The sequence below is a fragment of the Flavobacterium movens genome (assembly GCF_039581425.1).
GTDB lineage: Bacteria > Bacteroidota > Bacteroidia > Flavobacteriales > Flavobacteriaceae > Flavobacterium > Flavobacterium luteolum.
The window spans coordinates 187986-209043 of sequence record NZ_JBCPXY010000004.1 but is presented as its reverse complement, the minus strand read 5'-3'; the positions used below and the strand labels follow the sequence as shown (position 1 = coordinate 209043).

The following is a 21058-nucleotide window of genomic DNA, read 5'->3' as shown; positions in this document are numbered from 1 at the left end:
ATTTTAGATTAATATTTGATTTCTTTTTGATTATGTAAGAAAAATAACAATATTTGTAATATAATTTCGTTTAATGTTCTGTAAAATTTGTCATGATGAAAGTAAGAAATTTATTAATTGCTATTGTTGCTGTTCTCGGGAGCTTGACTTCTAATGCTCAGTCTAATTTACTTAATGCCAAAACTGCCGATCAGATAGGGTATAAAACACCTGCTCAAATGATATCTGATAATGATAAACCTCTAGCATATGGTTATGTTGATGATCGAGATGTTTTGATGGGTAAAATGGTTTGGGAAATTATTGATTTAAACGAAAAAATCAATTTTCCATTATACTTCCCTGTTGATACTGCGAATATTGGTTCAGATAGACGTTCGCTTTATGATATTTTAACCAAAGCAATCAGAAACGGTAAGATTACAGAAGTTTATACCGATAGTTATTTCAATACTAAAAAGACTTTAAAAGACATTCAGGGAGCTTTATCTCGAGTTGATACAACTGATGCTGGCCGAGAACTAATTAATCAATATCCTGACGATTATAGAACGCGTGTTGTTAAGAAAAAAGTGGTTACAGGTACAGGAAAAAACAAGAAAGTCAATTATGTTGATCAAACTGTAGGGCCAACTAGAACAGTTCCTGCCGAATATATTTTGAAACAAGATCTTACGGCTGCAGATGTTACTCAGTATAAAATTAAAGGTTTTTGGTATTTTGATAAAAGGCAAAGTGATTTAAAGTACCGTCTGCTTGGAATTTGTCCAGTAACTCCTGATGTTTATACCATGAATAGCGATGAAAAAGATTATATAGAGCTATTCTGGGTTTTCTTTCCCAATGCTCGAGAAGTACTTTATGAAGGAAAAGCTTTTAATGATCAAAATTCGGCACTTCCGATTTCATTCGATCAAATCTTAAACTCAAGACGTTTTAATGCTGTAATATACAAAGAAGAAAATGTTTATGGCGATCGTGAGATTAAAGATTATATTAAAGATAATGCACAGAGCCAATTATTAGAATCTGAAAGAGTAAAAGAGAAGATTCGTAATTTTGAAGAAGATATGTGGAATTACTAAGTTTGTAAACTAAATTATAAGAAAAACTCTTGCTACCTTTGTAGTAAGAGTTTTTTTTATTTTATACACTTCACAATGCTTGATTATTTAATCGTCGGATCTGGATTGGCTGGAATTTCTTTTGCCGAAATCGCCCTAAAAAACAATAAATCTATTTTAGTTGTTGATGACAAATCTCAGAATTCTTCGAGAATTGCTGGCGGTTTGTACAATCCAGTGATTTTAAAACGTTTCAGCGAAGTGTGGAATGCCAAAGAACATTTGGTTCTAATGAATGAATTTTATGAACAGGTTGAAGACAAGCTGCAAGAGAAATTCAATTTTAAAATGCCAATTCTTCGAAAATTTTTTTCAATAGAAGAACAGAATAATTGGTTTGCAGCTTCTGATAAAATAAACTTAGCCCCTTTTTTATCAACGCAACTAATTACTAAGAAATATCAAGGAATCGATTCTCCTTACGATTACGGAGAAGTTTTGCATACGGGTTACGTTAAAACTGGACAGCTATTGGAAAGTTATAAAGCCTACTTAAAGGAAAATAATATGCTTCTTGAGGAATCTTTCCATAGTTCTTTCTTGGAGATTCTTGATTCGGGAATTCAATATAAAAATATTAAAGCTCGCAATATCATATTTGCAGAAGGTTTTGGTCTGCATAAAAACCCTTATTTTAATTATCTGCCTTTGGATGGAACAAAAGGTGAGCTTTTTTTAATAAAAGCGCCAGATTTGAAATTGGATTTAATTGTTAACACCAGCGTTTTTATTCTGCCAATAGGAGGTAATTTATTTAAAGTTGGTGCTACTTACAATTGGCACGATAAAACAGATCTTCCTACCGAAGAAGGAAAACAAGAACTTTTAGATCGTATTCGAGAAATTATTACCTGTGATTTTGAAATTGTAAAGCATTTTGCTGGAGTTAGACCAACGGTTGCTGATAGAAGACCTTTGGTGGGTACTCATGAAGCTTATCAATCCATTCATCTGCTTAATGGATTAGGGACACGTGGTGTAATGCTTGGGCCGGCTTTAGCTAAAATGTTGTATGATAATATCGAAAACGGAACCCCGATAGATCGTGAAGCTGATATAAAACGCTTCCATAAAAGATATTTAAAATCTCTTACTCCTGACCGGCCTTAGGATCGTACGATACGAACATATTGATGTATAAGTTTCTTGAAAGACGCAGTACAAAAGGAAACAATACAACTAATGTTAATATGATTGTAATAAAAGATTGCTCGATTGTGGCTCCAAAAAAGACAAAAGAAACAATAAAAGCAGCAATTCCGACTGCAACATTTAATCCGTAGCTTACATACATGGCGCCATAAAAAAACGAAGGTTCAATTTGGTATTTAAATCCACAGTGGCTGCAATGTTCATTCATTTTGAGAACTTTGCTTAAATGAAGCGGATTTTTATCTTCATACATGCTTTCTTTTTGGCATTTCGGACAACTTCCTGTTATTATGCTATTTAGTTTGGAACCTCTTTTAAACATTTAAGTAAGTTTTATAGTCTTTAATTCACCTCGATTGTATTTGGATACCAGTGTGAACGGGAAAAATTATTTAGAGCAAATATAGGGTATTTTCAGGCTTTAAGCTACTAAATTAGGATAAAAACTTACCGCTTATATTGGTTTGGTTTTGGGGATCTTTCTAACTTATACAATGTTTCTTTTTTTTCTAAAATTCATATAAGGGCATATTCCCAATGCAATTTTTTTTGGCTTAACTAAAGAAGTAAAATTACGAATTAGATAAAGTTTTTAGTTTTTGAATTTTGCAAAAGCTATTGTTTTTCAGTGCCAAAACTTCAATTAAAAGTTATACTTTTGCACTTTCAAAATTGTAACGGGATAATTCGCTTGTTTACAGTTTATTTATTTAATGATAAAAAAGGTTTTTTAGCCTTTATATTTACAGCAATACATTATGCTTAATATACACAATCTTTCTGTTTCTTTTGGAGGAACCTATTTATTTGAAGAAGTTACTTTTCGTTTGGGGGCTGGTGACCGTGTAGGTCTTGTTGGTAAAAACGGAGCTGGTAAATCTACAATGCTAAAAATGCTTGCAGGAGATTTTAAACCAGATTCTGGAGTTATTTCTCAGGAGAAAGATATTAGAATGGGTTTCTTACGTCAGGATATTGATTTTGAACAAGGAAGAACCGTTTTAGAAGAAGCGTATGAGGCTTTTACAGAGATTAAAGTTGTAGAGAAAAAACTAGAAGAAATCAATCATCAATTGGTTACTAGAACCGATTATGAAAGTGAGGAATACGGACAAATCATTGAAGATTTATCTGATTACACGCATCGTTTTGAGCTTCTTGGAGGTTACAATTATGTGGGAGACACAGAGAAAATTCTTTTAGGTCTTGGTTTTAAAAGAGAAGTTTTCAATAACCAAACAGAAACATTTTCTGGTGGATGGAGAATGCGTATCGAATTGGCTAAACTGTTATTGCAATCCAATGATGTGTTGCTTCTGGATGAGCCTACTAACCACTTAGATATCGAAAGTATCATTTGGTTGGAGAATTTCCTTCGTAATTATCCTGGAGTTGTGGTAATTGTTTCGCACGATAAAATGTTTTTGGATAATGTAACGAATAGAACAATCGAAATCTCTTTAGGAAAAGCATACGATTTCAATAAACCATATTCTCAATATTTAGAGTTGCGCCACGAAATTCGCGAAAAGCAATTGGCAACTCAAAAGAACCAGCAGAAAAAGATTGAAGAAACAGAAAAATTAATCGAGAAATTCCGTGCGAAAGCTTCAAAAGCTTCGATGGCGCAATCCTTGATTAAAAAATTAGATAAAGTAGAAAGAATCGAAGTAGATGAAGATGATAATTCGGTAATGAATATTTCATTTCCAGTTTCAAAAGAACCAGGAAAAGTAGTTATTGAAGCTGAACATGTAACAAAAGCTTACGGAGATAAAACGATTCTTAAAGATATTAGTTTATTGGTAGAAAGAGGAAGTAAAATTGCCTTTGTTGGTCAGAACGGACAAGGAAAATCGACTTTTATTAAAGCTCTAGTAAACGAATTTGAATACCAAGGAAATATCAAATTGGGACATAATGTACAATTAGGATATTTTGCTCAAAATCAAGCTGAATATTTAGACGGAGAAATCACTTTACTGCAAACAATGGAAGATGCAGCGACTGATACAAACCGAATGAAAGTTCGCGATATGTTAGGTTCGTTCTTGTTTCGTGGAGATGATGTGGAGAAAAAAGTGAAAGTGCTTTCTGGGGGAGAGCGTAACCGTTTGGCACTTTGTAAACTGTTATTGCAGCCAATCAACGTGTTGCTTATGGATGAGCCAACGAACCACTTAGATATTAAATCTAAAAACGTTTTAAAAGCTGCACTTCAAAAATTCGGCGGAACTTTATTATTGGTTTCTCATGACAGGGATTTTCTTCAAGGAATGTCGAATATTGTTTACGAATTTAAAGATCAAAAGATTAAAGAATATTTAGGAGACATCAACTTTTTCTTAGAACAGCGTAATCTAGAAAACATGCGCGAAGTTGAGAAAAAAGATGTGGTAAAAAATGCACCTGCTCCGAAAGAAAAAGAAGCTAGTAAATTGTCTTACGAAGATCAGAAGAAAGGAAAAGCACTTCAGAACAAGCTAAGCAAGATCGAAAGTCAGATTCAGCAATTAGAAAAGCAAATCCAGCACGATGATAAGATGTTAGAAACCAATTACGACAAACATATCGAAGATGCATCATTTTTTACAGCTTACAACAAAAAGAAACAAGATTTAGAGCAATTGTTAATCGACTGGGAAGTTGTCTCAGAAGAAATTGAAGGAATGAATGCTTAATTTTTTTGTTTCAAGTTTCAAGTTTCAAGTTGTAATCGTAAGAGGTAAATTTAACCGCAAGGCACGTTAAGTTTTTTGTAGTTTGCATGCAATGTAAAAAGTTCGCAAAGCTTTATCGATAGATAGCTTTGCGAACTTTGCGTTTTATAAAAGCTTATAAAAACTTAACGTGCCTTGCGGTTAAATATTTATTCAGTTCAAAACTTGAAACTTGAAACTTGAAACAAACTACTTAATAATCCCAATCGATCTAGAATGTTCAATCGCTTTGCTGCTGTCTCTAAAATAGCAAACAGAAACATTCAGGCTTTCTAAATTTTGCAGAATCTTTTGAACTTCTTTTTTGGGAGATTTACCAGTTTGTCTAATATAAACCGCAACAACGGTAACGGGAAATATTTTGCAAATTCTTTCGTAAAGTATTGGATCATGCTGTGAATCATCGCCCATTAAAACATATTTTAAAGTTGGGTAAAACTCTACAACATGTTTAATTTTTTCGTATTTATGATCATGATTTCCTCTTCCGCTCATAAAAAAATCAGTAATTCCTCTTTTGATATCTTTTAGTAGAAAAACCGCTTTTGGCAGTTTGTTGATTCGTGTGAATTTGGCAATAAATCGGTATAAATTCCATTCACTGCTAGAAATATAGAAAAATGCATTTACTTCTTCGGTATTATTTCTTCCAGCAGAACTTAATGCTTGGTAATGTGCTACAACATCATTAAAAACTTTACGATCGTTAACGTTTTTGAACAATAAAATATAAATTTTTCTAAAGATGTTATTGGTGTGCGAAATCAAAAAAGTATCATCAATATCTGATATAATTCCTAGTTTCCCTTTATGAGGTCGTATAAAGCTGCCTTTGCAGGTTGTGGTTTCATTTTGGTATTTTAAGCTTACTTCGTAAGGCATCCATCCAAAATGTGTTTCTTTTTCTAGTGGAATACAAAAGTTAAAGTACCCGTCGTCTAGTGTTTTGGTATGAATTATTTCGTTGTTGTAATGAAGATATACGTCAAAATTTTTGATGGTTTTTATTCTGAACAATTTAAGGATCGAAGTGGCATTTTTTAATTTCCTGTTCTCAAAATTGTATTTGTGTTCCCTTTTAAAAACATGCCCCATTACAATTAACTCTTGTTCATTTGCATAACCGCGATATAATTGTAGAATTGGTTTCATTAATTACGTATATTTATGTAACTGTAAATTACTTAATTTAATTGGTTTTAAAAATAAAATTTTGAAAAAGAATATTCTGTTTGTGGTAAATCCTATTTCTGGAGACTTAGATAAATCTGATTTGATAGATGCTGTAGAAGAGTTTGCTGTAACTAATCATTTCGATTTGAAAGTGTATGAGACTACAGGGAAAAATGATTTAAAAGCAATACAATCTTTATATAACGAATCGGAACCAGAACGAATTATTGTTGCGGGAGGCGATGGAACCATAAAAATGGTGGCTGAAGCTATGGAAAATCAAGATGTCATAATTGGAATTTTACCAGCTGGCTCTGCAAACGGACTTTCAGTCGACTTAAATCTTCCGACAGGAATAGAGGAGAACCTTAAAGTAGCCTTTTTGCACCATTATATCGAAATGGATATGATTTGCATTAACGGTAAAAAAAGCATCCATTTAAGCGATCTTGGATTAAATGCCAATCTGGTTAAAAATTACGAGCAAAGCGATGTTCGTGGTTTTTGGGGCTATGCATTGCAGGCTTTTACGACGCTCAAAGAATCTGAAGAACCTTTCGTTGCAACTATTTCAGCAAATAACAAAACGGTCGAGCATGTGGCAAGAATGATTGTAATTGCCAATTCACAGAAATATGGAACAGGTGTAATTATCAATCCGAATGGCGCTATGAATGATGGGAAGTTTGAGCTGGTGATTTTAAAGAGCCTTGATCTGCTTCTGATTGGAAAAATAATTACGGGAAATATGCCAATTGATTCTGATGATATTGTAATTATCTCGACCGATAGAGCTGAAATTAAAACAGATTATCCCGTTAATTTTCAAATTGATGGTGAATATTGCGGTGCGCAGACTTCGTTAGAAATTCATATTCTGCATAAACAGATGAAAATTGCTGTTCCGTGATTTTATTGAAGAAATATTAGTGTTGAATTATGTCGCTCCGCTGGAGCTTTTAAGCCTTCTGAATTATACATTTTCTAAAATTATTATGCTCCTAACGGAGCTTTTTTTTAGCTCTGGAAGAGCGAAATATGTATAGAAAAATAAGCTGTAAGACAAAAAAGCTCCATCGGAGCGACACATTTTTTATTTAAACGGATTTCTCTCCTGCCATTCTATTTTTGGTTCCAAATAATTGAAAAATCTAGAAATGTTATGATTAATCAAAGCGTTGCTGTGCGTAATTAAACCGTACATTTTTACAGGTTTTGCTCCAACAGAACTTTTGATTTCTAGAGCGGTTCTGGCAAAAACAATTTCGTGGAAACCTTTTTTGATAGAATACGCAATCATATCGTAAAGCATATTTAAATACAGCATTTTTTCACGCTGCACACCTTCGTCATAGCCTAAAAAATAGGTGTCCATTACATCTCCATTTTTTATTAAAGTATTGAAGCCGATTAGTTTTTCATCCAAGAAATAACCGTACAGAAGAAAGTTTTCTCCCATTATTTCTTTAAAAAAACTAAAATGATTGCGAGCTAGAAAAAAAGTGTTGAAAGGTGCATTTTTGGCAACATGAAAATAAAGATCGTAAATAACATCTTCATATTGTTTAATATCAGAAAGTGACATTTGCTGTTTTACAATTCCTTCCGATTTTTTTCGTGCGCGTTTGTATTGATCTCGATATTTTTTGGACAATGCATCAATATAATCTTGTTCTGATTTCCAATTTTCATTGATTTTAAAAATCATATTGGGCTGGGTAGAAAACGTGTAATTGTTTTTGAATTCAGCTTGAAGCGGTTCGATTTCTTTTGCAGTAAAATCTTTTATACTCGTAATGTGAACTTTTCTTCCGCTTTCTTTTAAATCTTTTTTTAGTTGATTAATTGCTTTATGAAGTGTTTTAATCGCTTTGGATTCTTTGATGTTTTTATCAAAAATAAAAGCATTTTGTCCTGTAAGCATATTGTTTCCGACGAATAAAACATGTGAAGCAAAATTCTTTAAAGCAAAATTACGCACTGAAGTTTTTAAACATTTATCGCGTTCTCCAAAAGACTCGAGTTTTTCTGCAAATAAGAACTGTGTTAACACAATTCCGATTAACTTTTTCTCTTCAAAAAGACCGATAAAATGGCAAGTCATATTTACCGGACAAGAGTTTTCCAGCACTTCGAGATATTCGCGTGTCAAAAAAATGTTATTTGCTGCAAGCGAGTTCCATTCTACAGGCAGTAATGATGCGCTTTTGTAAATCTGGAAAGAATATGTTGTATTCAAAAGAGTGAGCTAATTTCTTCAAAATTAGAGAATATTTATAATAACTAAAGGGGTTTAAGTTATTATTAAGAAAACCCGTTTGAGATTATTCTTCAAACGGGTTTTTTATAAATGATATTAAGCAAATCCGCAAATGATTCCCCCCATAAGAGTTAGAGTAAGAATCCAGTATCCGCTATGGATGAAAATATATTTCCAAGATTTTCTTTCAAACAAACCATTGATTCCAATTAACGGAAAAGCAAAAAATAGTCCCGACATAAAGCCGTGAAGCGCACCATGCTTAAAAGTTCTGTAAGCCATTCCGTAATCTGCCATAAAAGCTGCAAAAGAAGGTTTTGCGCTATCCATTAAAGGAGGTCCGCCAACCATTCCGATAGCTCCAGACTGATGAATTGTTAGCGACATTAAAGTCATCGTAATCATTAAAGAAAAAATGTACGTAAGTCCAAAGATTTTAAGCATATTCCCTTTTCTTAACTCTTCTTGAGTAAGATTATTTTCTTTCATCCAGATGGTTCCGAATACTTTTGGGCTGTACCAGATAAAACCAGTTACGAGTGTGACAATGGCTGCAATGAATAAAGCAACGAAGTTAATTTGCATAATGTGAGGTTTTTAGAATTAGTTGATCAAATGTAGTCAAAAAAAATGCAGGTTTTTAAAAATATTAAAAAGCAGTATAAATCTTACGAATAAAATTTTTATCAACAGTTTGCCGATATTTAGTGTATTTTACCTACGAATTGTATATTTTTACCCTTATAACAAATCCCCAAATCTGTTATGAAAATTGTATTTACTCTTTCTCTATTATTTGCTTTTTCGCTAAATGTTTTGGCAGATGCTATTTCGGATAAAGAAAAAGAAGCGCTTATAAAATTGTATCATGCAACAAATGGTTTGCAATGGAAAAACAAATGGGACTTAAGTCTATCTGTTTCTACCTGGTACGGTGTAAAAGCTGAAAACGGAAAAGTTGTTGCATTAAATTTGGCAGACAATAATCTACAAGGAGAATTGCCCGAGGCTTTTTACGATCTTATAAATTTGGAATCACTCAATTTGGAAAAGAATAAAATTGAAGGAGGTTTGTCTTCTTCCATTTTTAATCTAAAAGAATTAGAAACGCTTAATATTGCCGATAATAAATTGTCAGGAACAATTCCGCCTTCGATTTGCCAATTGACAAAATTGAAAGATTTAGAGCTTTTTATGAATAAGATTTCAGGAGAGCTTCCGTTGGAAATTGGAAAGCTGAATCAGTTAGAGATTTTAGCTGTTTGCCATAATGAGATAAACGGAAAACTGCCTGTTTCGATTTATAAAATCGCTGGTCTAAAAGTATTGCTGCTGAATAATAATAAGCTGTCGGGAAATTTGACAAACGAAATTATTAATTGGAGTGCGTTGGAGAATTTTAGTTTATTTGACAATGAATTTTCGGGCGCGATTCCGCAAGAAATTGAAAAGCTTGGCAGTTTGGGAGAATTAAATCTTTCGTACAATAAATTTACAGGCGAAGTTTCAAAAAAGACAGCATTGTTAGATGCTTTAAATATGACCATGATGGACGAAAACGGAAATCCGTTTTTATTAGAAATAAACCAAGAAAATAAATTACAATAGTTACCCAAAATTAATCGATGCTTATGAATGAATTTTACACTCGTTAAACAAGTTGATTAAATATATTTAGTTAATTGCCAAAACCGTAACTATGTTACGGTTTTATGGTTTCTAGAGGTTTTGTCTTTAAAAAAAATAACATTTAATTTAGAATTGAATTCTTTATGTTTGTCTAAAATTTTATAACTTTAATAAAAGTATCCGGAGAACCAAAAACCGATTAATCAGCGGTATTACTAATTACTTAATAAGAAGAAATCATGACACTACAATATCAAGGTGAGCAGTACGGAAAACCAACAACTTTTACAATTAGAATTATTGGAAATAACTTGTCAAAAAGCAGTTCAAACTACCAGATTGATCTTTTGGTGGGCGACAAAAAACTGCCAACTTTTACAAGCGAGATTCATCAAAGCCTTTCTAATTGCCTGAAAGAAATTTACTTGTTTAGAAAGTACAACGGAATCACATTCAATGAATCAACAGAGAAAATAGTTTCGCTTTATGTTCCTTATGATGTAGTTTTGTTTAACTACAATAAATATGCTTTGTTTAGAGCATAAATTTTTCTCAAAAGAGTATAAAAAAGACCATTTGAAAAAATGGTCTTTTTTTTATTTCAAAAAGCAAGAAGCTCTTATCGAATTATTTTTAAATAGGCGCTATAAGCGTCATCTTTAATCGAAGTACGCATGTAGTATACGTTTTCGTCTTTTTCTTTTAAATCAAACTGAATTAAGCCTGCATCGCAATAATAGTAAAGCAAGTTGTCGTCGGCAGGAAATTCAATATTAGAAATAGGCAGTGTAGTTAATTTTTCTTCAAAAGCGATTTCTCCATTAGATAAGTCCAATTCAAAAAGTTTCTTTTTGCGCGTATATCCCCAAAGATTATCAACTTCTTTTACTATGTATTCTACATTATCGCCTTTAAAATCTGTTTTCCAAAGCTGTGTTCCTGTTTTAGAATCTACAGCGTAAATAGATGAAACTTCAGAACCTTGTGCCGCAAAATATAATTTTTTGTCGTGGCATACTATGCGTTCTTTAACGTTGTTTTGGTTTTCGTCTATTTTAAATTGCCATAAAACATCTAAGCTGTTTGGTTTTAAAGCATAAAGCCAATTTTTGTCGCCCGCTATAAAAACACTTTCTCCATCTGTCACTGGTTTACCAGTCATGGTTTCGTCAAAGCTTTTTTGGTAAAGCAGTTTTCCTGTATTAGCTTCAAAACAATACACATTGTTTGCGCTTTGGGTAAAGATCTTATTGTCGAAAAATAGTGGCTCAATATCGTTATTTGGAGTGTCTAATTTGTAGTTCCAAGCCAAGCTTCCATCTTTTAAGTCCAAAGCGTATAAATTACTGCTCTGATTCTGATTTTGGGCAGTGATAAAAAGTTTTCCATTAGCTATAATCGGAGTCTGATCTTTTAAAACAATTTGGTCTGTAATGTTTCCTATTCTAGATTTCCAGAAAATAGTTCCCGTTCCGTTATCTACGGCATAAATTTCTCCATTAATAAACGGAATATATACAACGCCATCGTGTATGGTTATTTTGTTGGCGCACATCTCTGTATGGGCGTCTGAAGCTTTTACGGTCCAAACAATGCTTTCTACTTCTAAATCCCATGAAAAAAGCGAACCGTCGTAATCGTAAATTAAAATAGAGGAATCGTCTAGAGAAATCTTTTTAAGCGGTTTTAGAGACTTGTTAGTAACAGCTTCTTCTGTAGGTAATTTACTGTTTGTGTAATTGGTTTTGCTGGCGGGCGCTTGTCCAGACATATTTGCAAAGGCGAATACAAATAAAAGGGCTATTAATTTGTGTTTCATTTTAAGATTTGGGTTGATTTTTTGATTGTCTTTTTTAAAACATTTAACGGAGTAAATATAAACAAAAAAAGCTCCAGATTTCTCTGAAGCTTTTGTCTTAGTAAGTAGTCCGTGGGGGAATCGAACCCCCCTTACCAGGATGAAAACCTGGCGTCCTAACCGATAGACGAACGGACCTGCTTTGCTATTGCGGGTGCAAAAATGCAACTATTTTTGAGATGTACAAAGGATTTTGAGAAAAATTTTTATTTTTTTTTGATTGGAAATTGTTTTAGATGATCGTTTTTTGATTTTTAATCGAGTTAATGTAGTTGTATTTGTTTGATTAGTAATTTGTTGTTTTATGTGTATGCGAAGAAAAGGTTTGTTTTTAAATGGGAAAATATTTTTTAGAAATATTAAGCGATTTTTGTTTTGAAAGAATAATCTTGTGGTTTTTGAGAAGAAAATGAAAGGTCAAATTAGGAAAATAATTGTTTCTACTATTTTAACAGACGTATTTGACTGGATAAATACGTTCCTTATTTTTTGTTTGTGTCCTTATAAATTTGTCAGATAATAAAAAAGTATGATTATGAATTTAAAACAAAGAGAAATAGCATCAGATTTTGTAGAATTGATGAATAGAATTAATTATTTCAAAAAACTAGAACCAGATCCAAAAAGCAAAAACGAATTTAAGTTATCGCTAAAAATTGCTTCGTATAGCGAATTAAATCTTACAATTGCCTCTTTATTAAAAACAAGTATTTGTGCATTAAAAGATGACCCGATTTCAACAGGAATGGATGTATTGCTTTTGCTTGAAATTGCTTTGCAAATGCTAACAAGTGATGAAATGGAATTGCTAGACGAATTTTATAGGGTTAATTCTAAAATAAGAAGAGTTTCTATTGAGGATTAAATTGCGCTTTCTTTGAGTGTTCACTTTGTATAAGTTTTTGTCTTATCAAATGTGAAACTCGCTAGAACAATCTTTCTGCTTGTAAACTTACTATTTTAAAAACTTGATTTTTGATTATGGTTCTTATAATGAATAAGTTATATCTTTGAGGTAAATGTTGCAAAAATGACAAAAGCAAAAGAAGAAGTAATATGGATAACAGGTGCTTCATCTGGCATTGGAAAATCGATGGCTCTTGAATGTGCAAGATTAGGGTATAAAGTGATTCTTTCTTCAAGACGAAAAGAACTGCTGGATGAAGATGCTGATTCGATTAGAAATTCAGGTGGAGAAGCGCTAGTGGTTCCATGTGACATAATGGAGGAAATTTCTATTGAAAATGCAGTCCAACAAATTATTAAAGAGTGGGGGCGTTTGGATGTGGTTGTAGCCAATGCTGGTTTTGGCATTTTTGGAAGTATCGAAAACCTAACAGCCAAAGATTGGAATAGGCAATTGCAAGGCAATGTTACAGGATTAGCCTTAACGGTAAAATACGCACTGCCACATTTAAAGAAAAACAAAGGACGAATTGGTTTGGTTGGAAGCGTCGGCGCTTATCTTCCTAATCCTAATGTGGGCGCATACGGTGCTTCAAAAGCGGCTGTAAATTCTATTGGGCAAACTTTGCAGGTTGAATTAATGGGGACTGGTGTTAGCTGCACTACGATGCATCCCGGATTTGTGGTTTCGGAAATTGCAAGAATAGATAATGATGGAATTTGGCATCCTGAACAGACAGATCCGCGACCATCAAATTTAATGTGGCCTACTGATAAAGCTGCAAAAGTGATGGTAAAGGCTATTTTAAAACGAAAAAGAAATTACATCTTCACGGGACACGGCAAACTAGCCGTATGGTTGCAAAGATGGTTTCCTGGCGTAATGAGATCTATCATTTCTAAAGGCCCAAAGCCTGTTTATAAGTAAAAAGCTTGAATTAAATCTATGTTAAAAGAGGAGTTTTAATTCAATATTAATGTGAAATTTGTGAAAAGTCTAATTAACAACGAGATAATATGGAAGGACAAATTATAGAATTGGAAAAAAAATACTGGCACGGAGTTGAAAATAATAACTATGAAACGGTGAGAAATCTGACACTGTTTCCTTGCATAGTTGCCGGAAAAAACGGTATTCAAAGTATCAGCGAGGCTGATTTCAAAAATATGTTTGACTCTGGGCAGACCAATAAAATAAAAGTGTTGAACATCTATGATGTAAAAGAAAAGCTAATTGCCGAAAATACTGCCGTAATAGGATATCGTCTCGATTTTGAGATAGCAGATCAAAATCCAAAAATGCCTATAAAGTGTGTTTGTACTTCTACTTGGATTAAAGAAAATAATAAGTGGGGGTGTGTAATGCATACCGAAACAGAACTAGAAAAAAAATAGTAGTCTGATATATTTCAAATTTAGAAAACAATTTAATCCAAACTTTAAAAACTATAAATGGGTGCACAAGAAACGTTTGATGAATGGCATAGAAGAGAATATCCAAGTCAATATATTTGGGAGAATTATACCTATCCAAACTTCGGAATTAGCGATGACCAATTAGTGTGCAGATTGCCAATTAGAATTTTTAATTGTGATGATTGTCAATTAATAATTGATAATGAAGAGATTTCAGAAACTCATAAATCAACAATCGATTCTATTCTTAAAAATCAAGAATCATTTATTAAAGACATCCGAAAAGGTATTTTTGATTATTACACATTTCTATGGAACGATTATTTGAATGAATTTGAAGACGACATAAAATATCCTAATCCAATAAATAATGATGCTCAAATTATTGATTCAATGATAAAGCCGAAAGCAATTTATATGGCAGGAAAAATAGATGAAGGTTATTTTGGAATCTGTTTCAATTCTACATTTGAAGGAGATCACGGACTTGGGATAGAAATGAGGAATTATAAAGTGAAAAAGGTAGGGGCTGAATCTGTCGGATTCAATTTGCACTCTGTAGAATAATTTGACACAACGAATATAAAAAGTTTTAGAGAAATTCTAGAAAACAAAAAAGCTTCAGAGAGATCTGAAGCTTTGTTTTAGTAACTTTGAAATGGCAATTTTCGAACCATTTTCAAGATGATTTAAATAATTTAAGCCAATATAAATTTATATCTTCATGTGAATGAGGATTTAAAATAAAAGCGTAAAAAAAAACTTTTTAGATATTAAGTTAAAATAAGCTTGTAACGGTGTTTGAGATGAAAGGAAGTATATAAAAATATAGTACTGAAAACAATGCTATAACAATAATTTTGGTAATGTAATTTTCAGCGCCAATAAAACTTATCTTATGATTTTGTGACTCAATTTTAAAAGGGGTTAATAAGCCTATGAAAATATTCAAAAGAAAAAGTATAATAATTTTGTCAAAAAAAGAAAAAGTCAATATCGCATTAAAGTATGAATTGTCAGTAACCTTTAGGGAGAATATTATACAAATAGCCACTGCGATAAACGAAACTGTAGTTAGAATTTGAGCTGGAATTAATAAATTTCGCTTAGTTATGAAATTTTTATATTTGCTTTCGTCTTCGCTAAAGCAAACATAAGTGCAGTTAATGTTTAAAATACGATCACCCATTATGGTGAAAAGATTGCCAGGTATATTTCGTGTAATAACGCCCTGATCTGTTTTTTTATAGCGTGTAGCTTTTAGTAGATAAACTCTTTCTAGCTTACTAATATCATTGGCGCAAATATCATAATCAGCAAAAAAACCAGAATACAAAGTAGTCTCTTCTCCTTTTTCAGACACAAGAATATCGAGATATGTGTATTTAACTTTTAGTTTATGATTAAAATCAGAAGAGAAATGATTTTTGAATTTTAATATTTTACCAGAAAACAAATAATGCCAATTGTTTCCATAGCGAAAAAATTTCCATTTTGTATCTATGCCTAAAAACAAAATAATTTTACTTGTAAAAAGTCCAATTACTGCTGAGAAAATATAAACCCCGCCTACATATGGAAGAAATCCTTTATAAACAGTATTAGACAAGCCTTTAAATTTGTTGAAGGTACTTGACTCAGATGGTTCTATAACAAAATTTGAATAAAATTTGCTTATAATTTGGTCAATATCAAGATTTTTTTCGCGAAAAAAATTAATAATCAAAATAAAACCCAGCGATAAGACGATTCCAATAAAAAAAGAATAGATTAAGTTAAGAATAGAATTTATGGTACTGGTTATTTGTTTCGAAAACTCCCCATTAAAATAGAATCTCCTTGCTATAAAACCAGGAAATACAATAAAAAATAATATAAAAATTAGAGTGCTTAATCCAATAGAAACCTCCATATATTGTTATTTTATTATAACAATATTATGTTGGTTGTCGTCATCTGAACGGCTTTCTTTAATTGTATTTATCACTTTTTTGTATGCAGCATTATTTTGAGTTTCTGCTAAAGCCCAATTATTAGATGAAACCTTTGTGGTCTCAACTTCTTTATTTATTATTCTAATATCCTCAAGAACAGGGAAAAGTATTTCTTTCCAATTTAATTTTAGCTTTGTCATTTCTTAGAGTTTTTGATTAAAATAATTAACAATTAAATTACTTAATATTTGAAAAGGAAGGTTTGATTGTCGCGCAAATGTATATAAATGTACATAATATATAAATACGTAAAACCTTATTTAACACAATTTAAGTTATATTAACAATGTTTCTTGTTGTATCATTGATTACTTAAAACGGTTTGTTTTCCATTAATTAGAGTTCAATTTGAGCTTTACAAAAGCTCTCATCATTGGATTTGTAAATCTATAACGCGTATTTATTCCACTTCCAATTTTTGATAAAACATTTCCTCTATCGGCACTGCAAAATTGCTTCAAATTATAAGAAATTGTTCCGCCTGATACATTTGAATCTGCAATTATGTTGTAATTTTTAATTATATCCATTTTATTGATACAATTGTAGTTGTCGATTGGTGATTGAGCACATGCAAAAATAATATCTTGCCATTTTTGTGTTCCAACAATCGCTTTTCTATATGATGATTTTAATTGTTCGTTAGTATTCTCAATTCCCTTTTTAATAGCAATATTCAAATAAACTTGTGAAAATTCAAATTTATTATTTTTAATTATCTCATGTGCACCATATTTACACATTAAATGTACGTAATGGGGAAATCCAGAAGCAAATTCGATAATTTTTTCTTTGACTTTTGTCGTTATCTTAATGTCTAAAGCTGCTAAACCATTATCAATAATTTCTTCACATTCTTTTTTAGACATTCTGGGCATCTTGACCTGTTTTAGGCATCTTTCGAGGCTTTGATGATTGCCGATCAATGACTCAATATCATCTGCAATACCAACTAATACTATTGTAGAATTAGTGATGTTGTCTGAAAACGACTTAATTAGATCTGCAAAATCTTCTCTAGTTTTATCATTAATAATATTGTCAAATTCGTCAAATATAAATAGAAAGGTAAATTGCTTGTAATTATTCAATATTTTAATAATGTCAGATTGGAAGTTTTCCGATTTAGGATTTAAATACGTACCTAAGTTTATAAAATGTTCAATTTCGGAAGGTTTAAATCCTATTCCTTTTGTTGTTGTTGAATACTGTACTTTTCCTAAAGCTTGTAGCCAAATATTATTAAATGTATCTTTTCTGTTGCATGTTACTATAACGGGAAATAAATTAGTAAAAGATTCAGTCATTTTATTTGCTAAAGAAGTTTTCCCAACTCCGCGCTCACCAAACAAGATAGCATGCTGTCCTCTTTCATTAATTGCATCACAAATGTTAGATAGTTGTTCTATTCTTCCAAAAAAGAAATCTGAAATAGTTATTGGGGAGGATGGAGAAAAGACTTTCGATAATACATTAAGTCTTTCTTCTTTAGTTTTTACTAATGCATCCATCTAAAATGTTTTAAGTTTTTGGTTAGTTAATTTTTCTTGGTAATATCGTAAAAATATAAATTATTGAATTACTAACTATAAAATGGTGAAAAATTTTATTATTTAATTTTAAAACATTTTTAATTTATAAAAGATTATTGGTTGCAAGGTTACAGTGAAAAGAGAAAGACATGAAAAGATCAGCTTTAATCTTCTGCTCTGATTTTCGAAGAGTTCAATCGAAAGGCTGGTAAATGTCTATGTTTTTGCGTTTTTTTTACGCATGTTAGAATTTGTGTGCTTCTAAAAAAGTCAGAGGAATTATAATCTTGGCGAGGCCTTATTTAAAATAAAAAAAAACTCCAGATTTCTCTGAAGCTTTTTTGTTTTAGTAGCGGGAACAGGACTCGAACCTGTGACCTTCGGGTTATGAGCCCGACGAGCTGCCTACTGCTCTATCCCGCGATGTTTCGGGTGCAAAGATACACACTAAATACGGTTATGCAAATAATTTTAGTACTTTATTTTTTATAATTTTTATAAAAGAAGACTTTTCTTAGATTTTATAATCCAATAATTCTTGGTAAACGTTTCCTTTTAAGCCTAATAGCGCGCCAAATGCAGGCTCGGTTTTTATACCGCTTTCTTTTAGTTTTATGATGGCTAATCTAAAGTTTTCGTCTCTAGAACGAAGAATCTGGTCTTCAATAAGCATATGTTTGTAACCATTTTGAAGTTCGGTCGGAGTATTTTGTCCGAAGATTTCTATTTCGAAAGCCTCAATAAAGAAGTTTGCAACAACCGATTCCTTATTGTCAATCATAATTTCTCTAATCGAAAAACGGTTTTCTTTTTCGAATAAATGTTTAATTCTTTCAATAAAAGCAGATTTGTTTTGCCAATAACAGACAATATCCAAATCACTGTCTTCAATATCAATATCTATCGGAATCGTGCCAACCAAAATAGGATCAAACTCAGCAAGGTTTTCCAGAACTTTATGTTTGGTTAAAACATGAAATGCAGCTTGCTGTTTAAGATTTCCAGTTTTTAAATAAGATATGTCTTTGAAATTAATCATTTATAATTTTGCTTTTTTCTTCGTTAATTTCTTGTTCTAATCTTTTGTTGATATTGATTTTAGCTTTTGTGAAAACAAAAATAGTAGTTCCGTATTCTCTAGCGTATTGATTTTTTATCTGACCGCCAATAACAGCCGTTTCAAAATACGGACTTGTTTCTTTCAGTTCTTCATTGTTTTTGTCATATTCTTTAACACGAATGAGGTTTTTGTACTGAATGCTAAGATCAAACCAATTGAGATAATCGGCATTGAAAGAAACTGCTTTTATTCCTTTTTTAGAATAATAATTAATGGCGCCAGCTTGTCCGTAATTATCGCAAAGAACAATAGTTTCTTTTTGGTTAGGCATTAATGTGTATAGCGAATCTGTTTTTCTAGCCAGCTCTTTCCAGCCCAGCATATCGGCAAAATCTTGTGGCAAATGATGGTCTTTTCCGTCTTCCCAACGCAACATTCCCATTTTTTTATATTTCTCCGAATGTGCCACCATATATTCAGGACTTTTATTTGGAAAAGCAATGTTGTACATCGGAATAAAAAACAATAACGGAATGAGGATAAAAACAGGTTTTAGAAAACGTTTCCAGCCATTGTTTAGAATTTCAGATAGAAATACAGCTCCAAAAGCAATGTAAATTGGGTATAATCCTATAGCGTAATAGGCCTTTGCTTTGAAATAAATAAAAATCAAAAGTGTGAAAATAAACGCTGCAAAAAACAATTGGTACTTTTTGAAAGGCTGGTAAAATAAAACGGCATAAAGTCCAGCTAAAATCACCAATAATCCTCCAATAAAAAAGAGAATCTGTTCTTTTATAAAGTCGGCTCTATCTACATTGACTAATTGTGTTTCAGCTAATTCTTTCATGTGGTGTACAATCGGAAAATGATTGCTGTACTGCCAGTAAAGATTTGGCAGAATTAGTATTAATCCTAAAATAAGGGCAAAATAAAACTCTTTTTTTGCCAGTATTTTTCGCTGTTTAGAAAGTAAAATAGCAGGAACTAATCCGAGAAATAAAAACACAATATTGTACTTGTTCAGGAAACCAAAGGCGAAAGTTATTCCAGCGAAATAAATCCATTTTGTGTTTTCTGAAGTAATGTATTGTATGAGAAAATAATAAAATGCAGTCCAGCATAAAACGTCGAAAGAATTGGGCTGATATAATGTGTTGAGACGAAGCAGACACGAAAACAAAACGCATAAAGCACCAAGGATTAAAGCATAAAGATTTCCTTTTAAAAGTTCTATAGTTTTCCAGACAATTAAAAGCGTCAATGCGCCAAATAGGGCAGGGAAGAACTTGATCCAGAAAACTGAATTTCCAAGAAGATAAATAATATACGAAAACCAAGAGGTAACAGGCGGAACAGATAAATAGCCCCAAGCCAAATGATGCGCCTGATCGAGATGCAGATATTCGTCACGCTGTAAATCGTATTCTGGACTAATTAAAATATATTGGAGGATGAATTTTAAAACTATAAATCCGAATAAAATTAGGTTTCTTTTGGTCATATAGATTTTGGTTTCTTAGGTTTCTTGGGCTTTTGTGTTGTAAGTGGTTTCAAATCAACACGTAATTCTGTAGCTAAGATAGAACTTATTTTGATTTTAGAATATTCGGGATGTTTCTGAGCAAAATGCTTTAAAGTGCAGGTATTTAGATATTTATAGTTTTAAGATGTCAGTTGAATTAACATTTTTATTACCTTTAGTATCAAGCAAATAACTTTAAAAGAAAATACCATGAAAAAGAAATTATTGATTTTAGTTGTCTTTTTAGGGACAATTTCATTTACAAATGCACAAAGTATAGGAGACGTTACAAAAGCGGCGAGTAAGGCGTCGACGGCAGCGGTACCAGGTTTTGATGTTGCTAGTTTAGCGAATCAGGTTATGGGGGTTTTATCTCCAAAATTAAAATTAACAGATGCTCAAAAACCGGTGGTAAATTCATTGGTAAATGAAACTCTAAACAAAAAGAAGAATATTTTGCCTACAATGGCTACTGATAAGGCAGGTTATACTTCTAAAATGACTACCACTAGAGAGTCGTTTATTTCAAAAATGAAAAAAAATATTAGTCCAACACAATTTGATGCACTTACGGCTTTATTGCCAAAATCGGCTTCGGCGGTAACGCCATTGGCAAAAATGCTCTATTAAAATAGCATGAAATAAAAAAAGCAAAATAGATTTCTATTTTGCTTTTTTTATTTTTAGTCTTTTAGAAAAGTCTTGAATT

Annotated in this window: 21 protein-coding genes and 2 tRNA genes; 11 read left to right on the top strand and 12 right to left on the bottom strand. The window is 32.0% G+C overall.

The window, feature by feature from the left end; genetic code table 11:
• The first annotated feature begins 95 nt into the window (after positions 1–95).
• Entirely contained in the window at positions 96–1085 is a 990-nt protein-coding gene (porN, locus tag AAYQ05_RS09420; protein WP_343543140.1) for a type IX secretion system ring subunit PorN/GldN, read from the top strand.
• 75 nt (positions 1086–1160) lie between these two features.
• Complete coding sequence (locus tag AAYQ05_RS09415) at positions 1161–2234, top strand: NAD(P)/FAD-dependent oxidoreductase (protein WP_343542895.1); 1074 nt, start codon at positions 1161–1163, stop codon at positions 2232–2234.
• On the opposite strand, the gene AAYQ05_RS09410 is transcribed toward AAYQ05_RS09415, so the two are convergent.
• Positions 2215–2598 carry a DUF983 domain-containing protein gene (locus AAYQ05_RS09410; RefSeq protein ID WP_281631286.1) on the bottom strand — a complete coding sequence of 128 codons (384 nt, stop codon included), beginning with the start codon at positions 2596–2598 and terminating at the stop codon, positions 2215–2217. The genes AAYQ05_RS09415 and AAYQ05_RS09410 overlap by 20 nt on opposite strands.
• A gap of 436 nt (positions 2599–3034) precedes the next feature.
• On the opposite strand from AAYQ05_RS09410, the gene AAYQ05_RS09405 reads away from it, so the two are divergent.
• Positions 3035–4957, top strand: coding sequence for an ABC-F family ATP-binding cassette domain-containing protein (locus AAYQ05_RS09405; RefSeq protein WP_343542892.1), 1923 nt, complete (start codon positions 3035–3037; stop codon positions 4955–4957).
• A 228-nt stretch (positions 4958–5185) separates the two neighbouring features.
• On the opposite strand, the gene AAYQ05_RS09400 is transcribed toward AAYQ05_RS09405, so the two are convergent.
• Entirely contained in the window at positions 5186–6148 is a 963-nt protein-coding gene (locus tag AAYQ05_RS09400; protein WP_343542890.1) for an App1 family protein phosphatidate phosphatase, read from the bottom strand.
• A gap of 61 nt (positions 6149–6209) precedes the next feature.
• On the opposite strand from AAYQ05_RS09400, the gene AAYQ05_RS09395 reads away from it, so the two are divergent.
• Entirely contained in the window at positions 6210–7079 is an 870-nt protein-coding gene (locus tag AAYQ05_RS09395; protein WP_343542889.1) for a diacylglycerol/lipid kinase family protein, read from the top strand.
• A gap of 183 nt (positions 7080–7262) precedes the next feature.
• Here the strand turns inward: AAYQ05_RS09395 and AAYQ05_RS09390 are convergent, their stop codons facing one another.
• Together AAYQ05_RS09390 and AAYQ05_RS09385 are read right to left on the bottom strand one after the other, a co-directional pair.
• Complete coding sequence (locus tag AAYQ05_RS09390) at positions 7263–8408, bottom strand: peptidogalycan biosysnthesis protein (protein ID WP_343542888.1); 1146 nt, start codon at positions 8406–8408, stop codon at positions 7263–7265.
• Positions 8409–8525: 117 nt separating this feature from the next.
• Positions 8526–9014, bottom strand: coding sequence for a DUF1761 domain-containing protein (locus tag AAYQ05_RS09385; RefSeq protein ID WP_177210755.1), 489 nt, complete (start codon positions 9012–9014; stop codon positions 8526–8528).
• A gap of 180 nt (positions 9015–9194) precedes the next feature.
• On the opposite strand from AAYQ05_RS09385, the gene AAYQ05_RS09380 reads away from it, so the two are divergent.
• On the top strand, positions 9195–10037 hold the full coding sequence (locus AAYQ05_RS09380) for a leucine-rich repeat domain-containing protein (protein ID WP_343542886.1): 843 nt from the start codon (positions 9195–9197) through the stop codon (positions 10035–10037).
• 260 nt (positions 10038–10297) lie between these two features.
• Entirely contained in the window at positions 10298–10603 is a 306-nt protein-coding gene (locus AAYQ05_RS09375) for a hypothetical protein (RefSeq protein WP_281631292.1), read from the top strand.
• Between the two features lie 74 nt (positions 10604–10677).
• Here the strand turns inward: AAYQ05_RS09375 and AAYQ05_RS09370 are convergent, their stop codons facing one another.
• Together AAYQ05_RS09370 and AAYQ05_RS09365 are read right to left on the bottom strand one after the other, a co-directional pair.
• Entirely contained in the window at positions 10678–11877 is a 1200-nt protein-coding gene (locus AAYQ05_RS09370; RefSeq protein WP_343542883.1) for an outer membrane protein assembly factor BamB family protein, read from the bottom strand.
• A gap of 105 nt (positions 11878–11982) precedes the next feature.
• Positions 11983–12054 (bottom strand) — tRNA-Glu (locus AAYQ05_RS09365).
• 397 nt (positions 12055–12451) lie between these two features.
• On the opposite strand from AAYQ05_RS09365, the gene AAYQ05_RS09360 reads away from it, so the two are divergent.
• The 4 genes from AAYQ05_RS09360 to AAYQ05_RS09345 all read left to right on the top strand — a co-directional run bounded on the left by AAYQ05_RS09360 (position 12452) and on the right by AAYQ05_RS09345 (position 14805).
• Positions 12452–12781: a hypothetical protein gene (locus AAYQ05_RS09360; protein ID WP_343542881.1), complete on the top strand. Its 330-nt coding sequence runs from the start codon at positions 12452–12454 to the stop codon at positions 12779–12781.
• A 165-nt stretch (positions 12782–12946) separates the two neighbouring features.
• Positions 12947–13750, top strand: coding sequence for an SDR family NAD(P)-dependent oxidoreductase (locus AAYQ05_RS09355; RefSeq protein ID WP_343542880.1), 804 nt, complete (start codon positions 12947–12949; stop codon positions 13748–13750).
• Between the two features lie 89 nt (positions 13751–13839).
• Positions 13840–14217 (top strand): nuclear transport factor 2 family protein, encoded by a 378-nt coding sequence (locus tag AAYQ05_RS09350; protein ID WP_343542879.1) that lies wholly within the window; start codon positions 13840–13842, stop codon positions 14215–14217.
• Positions 14218–14274: 57 nt separating this feature from the next.
• Positions 14275–14805, top strand: coding sequence for a DUF6985 domain-containing protein (locus AAYQ05_RS09345; protein ID WP_343542877.1), 531 nt, complete (start codon positions 14275–14277; stop codon positions 14803–14805).
• 211 nt (positions 14806–15016) lie between these two features.
• On the opposite strand, the gene AAYQ05_RS09340 is transcribed toward AAYQ05_RS09345, so the two are convergent.
• From AAYQ05_RS09340 to AAYQ05_RS09315, 6 genes are all read right to left on the bottom strand, one after another.
• Entirely contained in the window at positions 15017–16150 is a 1134-nt protein-coding gene (locus AAYQ05_RS09340; protein ID WP_343542875.1) for a hypothetical protein, read from the bottom strand.
• A 6-nt stretch (positions 16151–16156) separates the two neighbouring features.
• The gene (locus AAYQ05_RS09335) at positions 16157–16372 is read right to left on the bottom strand and encodes a hypothetical protein (protein WP_343542874.1); all 216 of its coding nucleotides are present in this window, start codon (positions 16370–16372) and stop codon (positions 16157–16159) included.
• A 192-nt stretch (positions 16373–16564) separates the two neighbouring features.
• Positions 16565–17743 carry an nSTAND1 domain-containing NTPase gene (locus AAYQ05_RS09330; protein WP_343542873.1) on the bottom strand — a complete coding sequence of 393 codons (1179 nt, stop codon included), beginning with the start codon at positions 17741–17743 and terminating at the stop codon, positions 16565–16567.
• Positions 17744–18114: 371 nt separating this feature from the next.
• Positions 18115–18187: transfer RNA gene (locus tag AAYQ05_RS09325), tRNA-Met, on the bottom strand.
• A 91-nt stretch (positions 18188–18278) separates the two neighbouring features.
• Positions 18279–18803, bottom strand: coding sequence for a DUF4269 domain-containing protein (locus AAYQ05_RS09320; RefSeq protein ID WP_343542871.1), 525 nt, complete (start codon positions 18801–18803; stop codon positions 18279–18281).
• Positions 18796–20328: a glycosyltransferase family 39 protein gene (locus tag AAYQ05_RS09315; RefSeq protein ID WP_343542869.1), complete on the bottom strand. Its 1533-nt coding sequence runs from the start codon at positions 20326–20328 to the stop codon at positions 18796–18798. The genes AAYQ05_RS09320 and AAYQ05_RS09315 overlap by 8 nt, the downstream gene beginning before the upstream one ends.
• A 231-nt stretch (positions 20329–20559) precedes the next feature.
• On the opposite strand from AAYQ05_RS09315, the gene AAYQ05_RS09310 reads away from it, so the two are divergent.
• On the top strand, positions 20560–20979 hold the full coding sequence (locus tag AAYQ05_RS09310; RefSeq protein ID WP_343542868.1) for a hypothetical protein: 420 nt from the start codon (positions 20560–20562) through the stop codon (positions 20977–20979).
• The last annotated feature ends 79 nt before the right edge of the window (positions 20980–21058 follow it).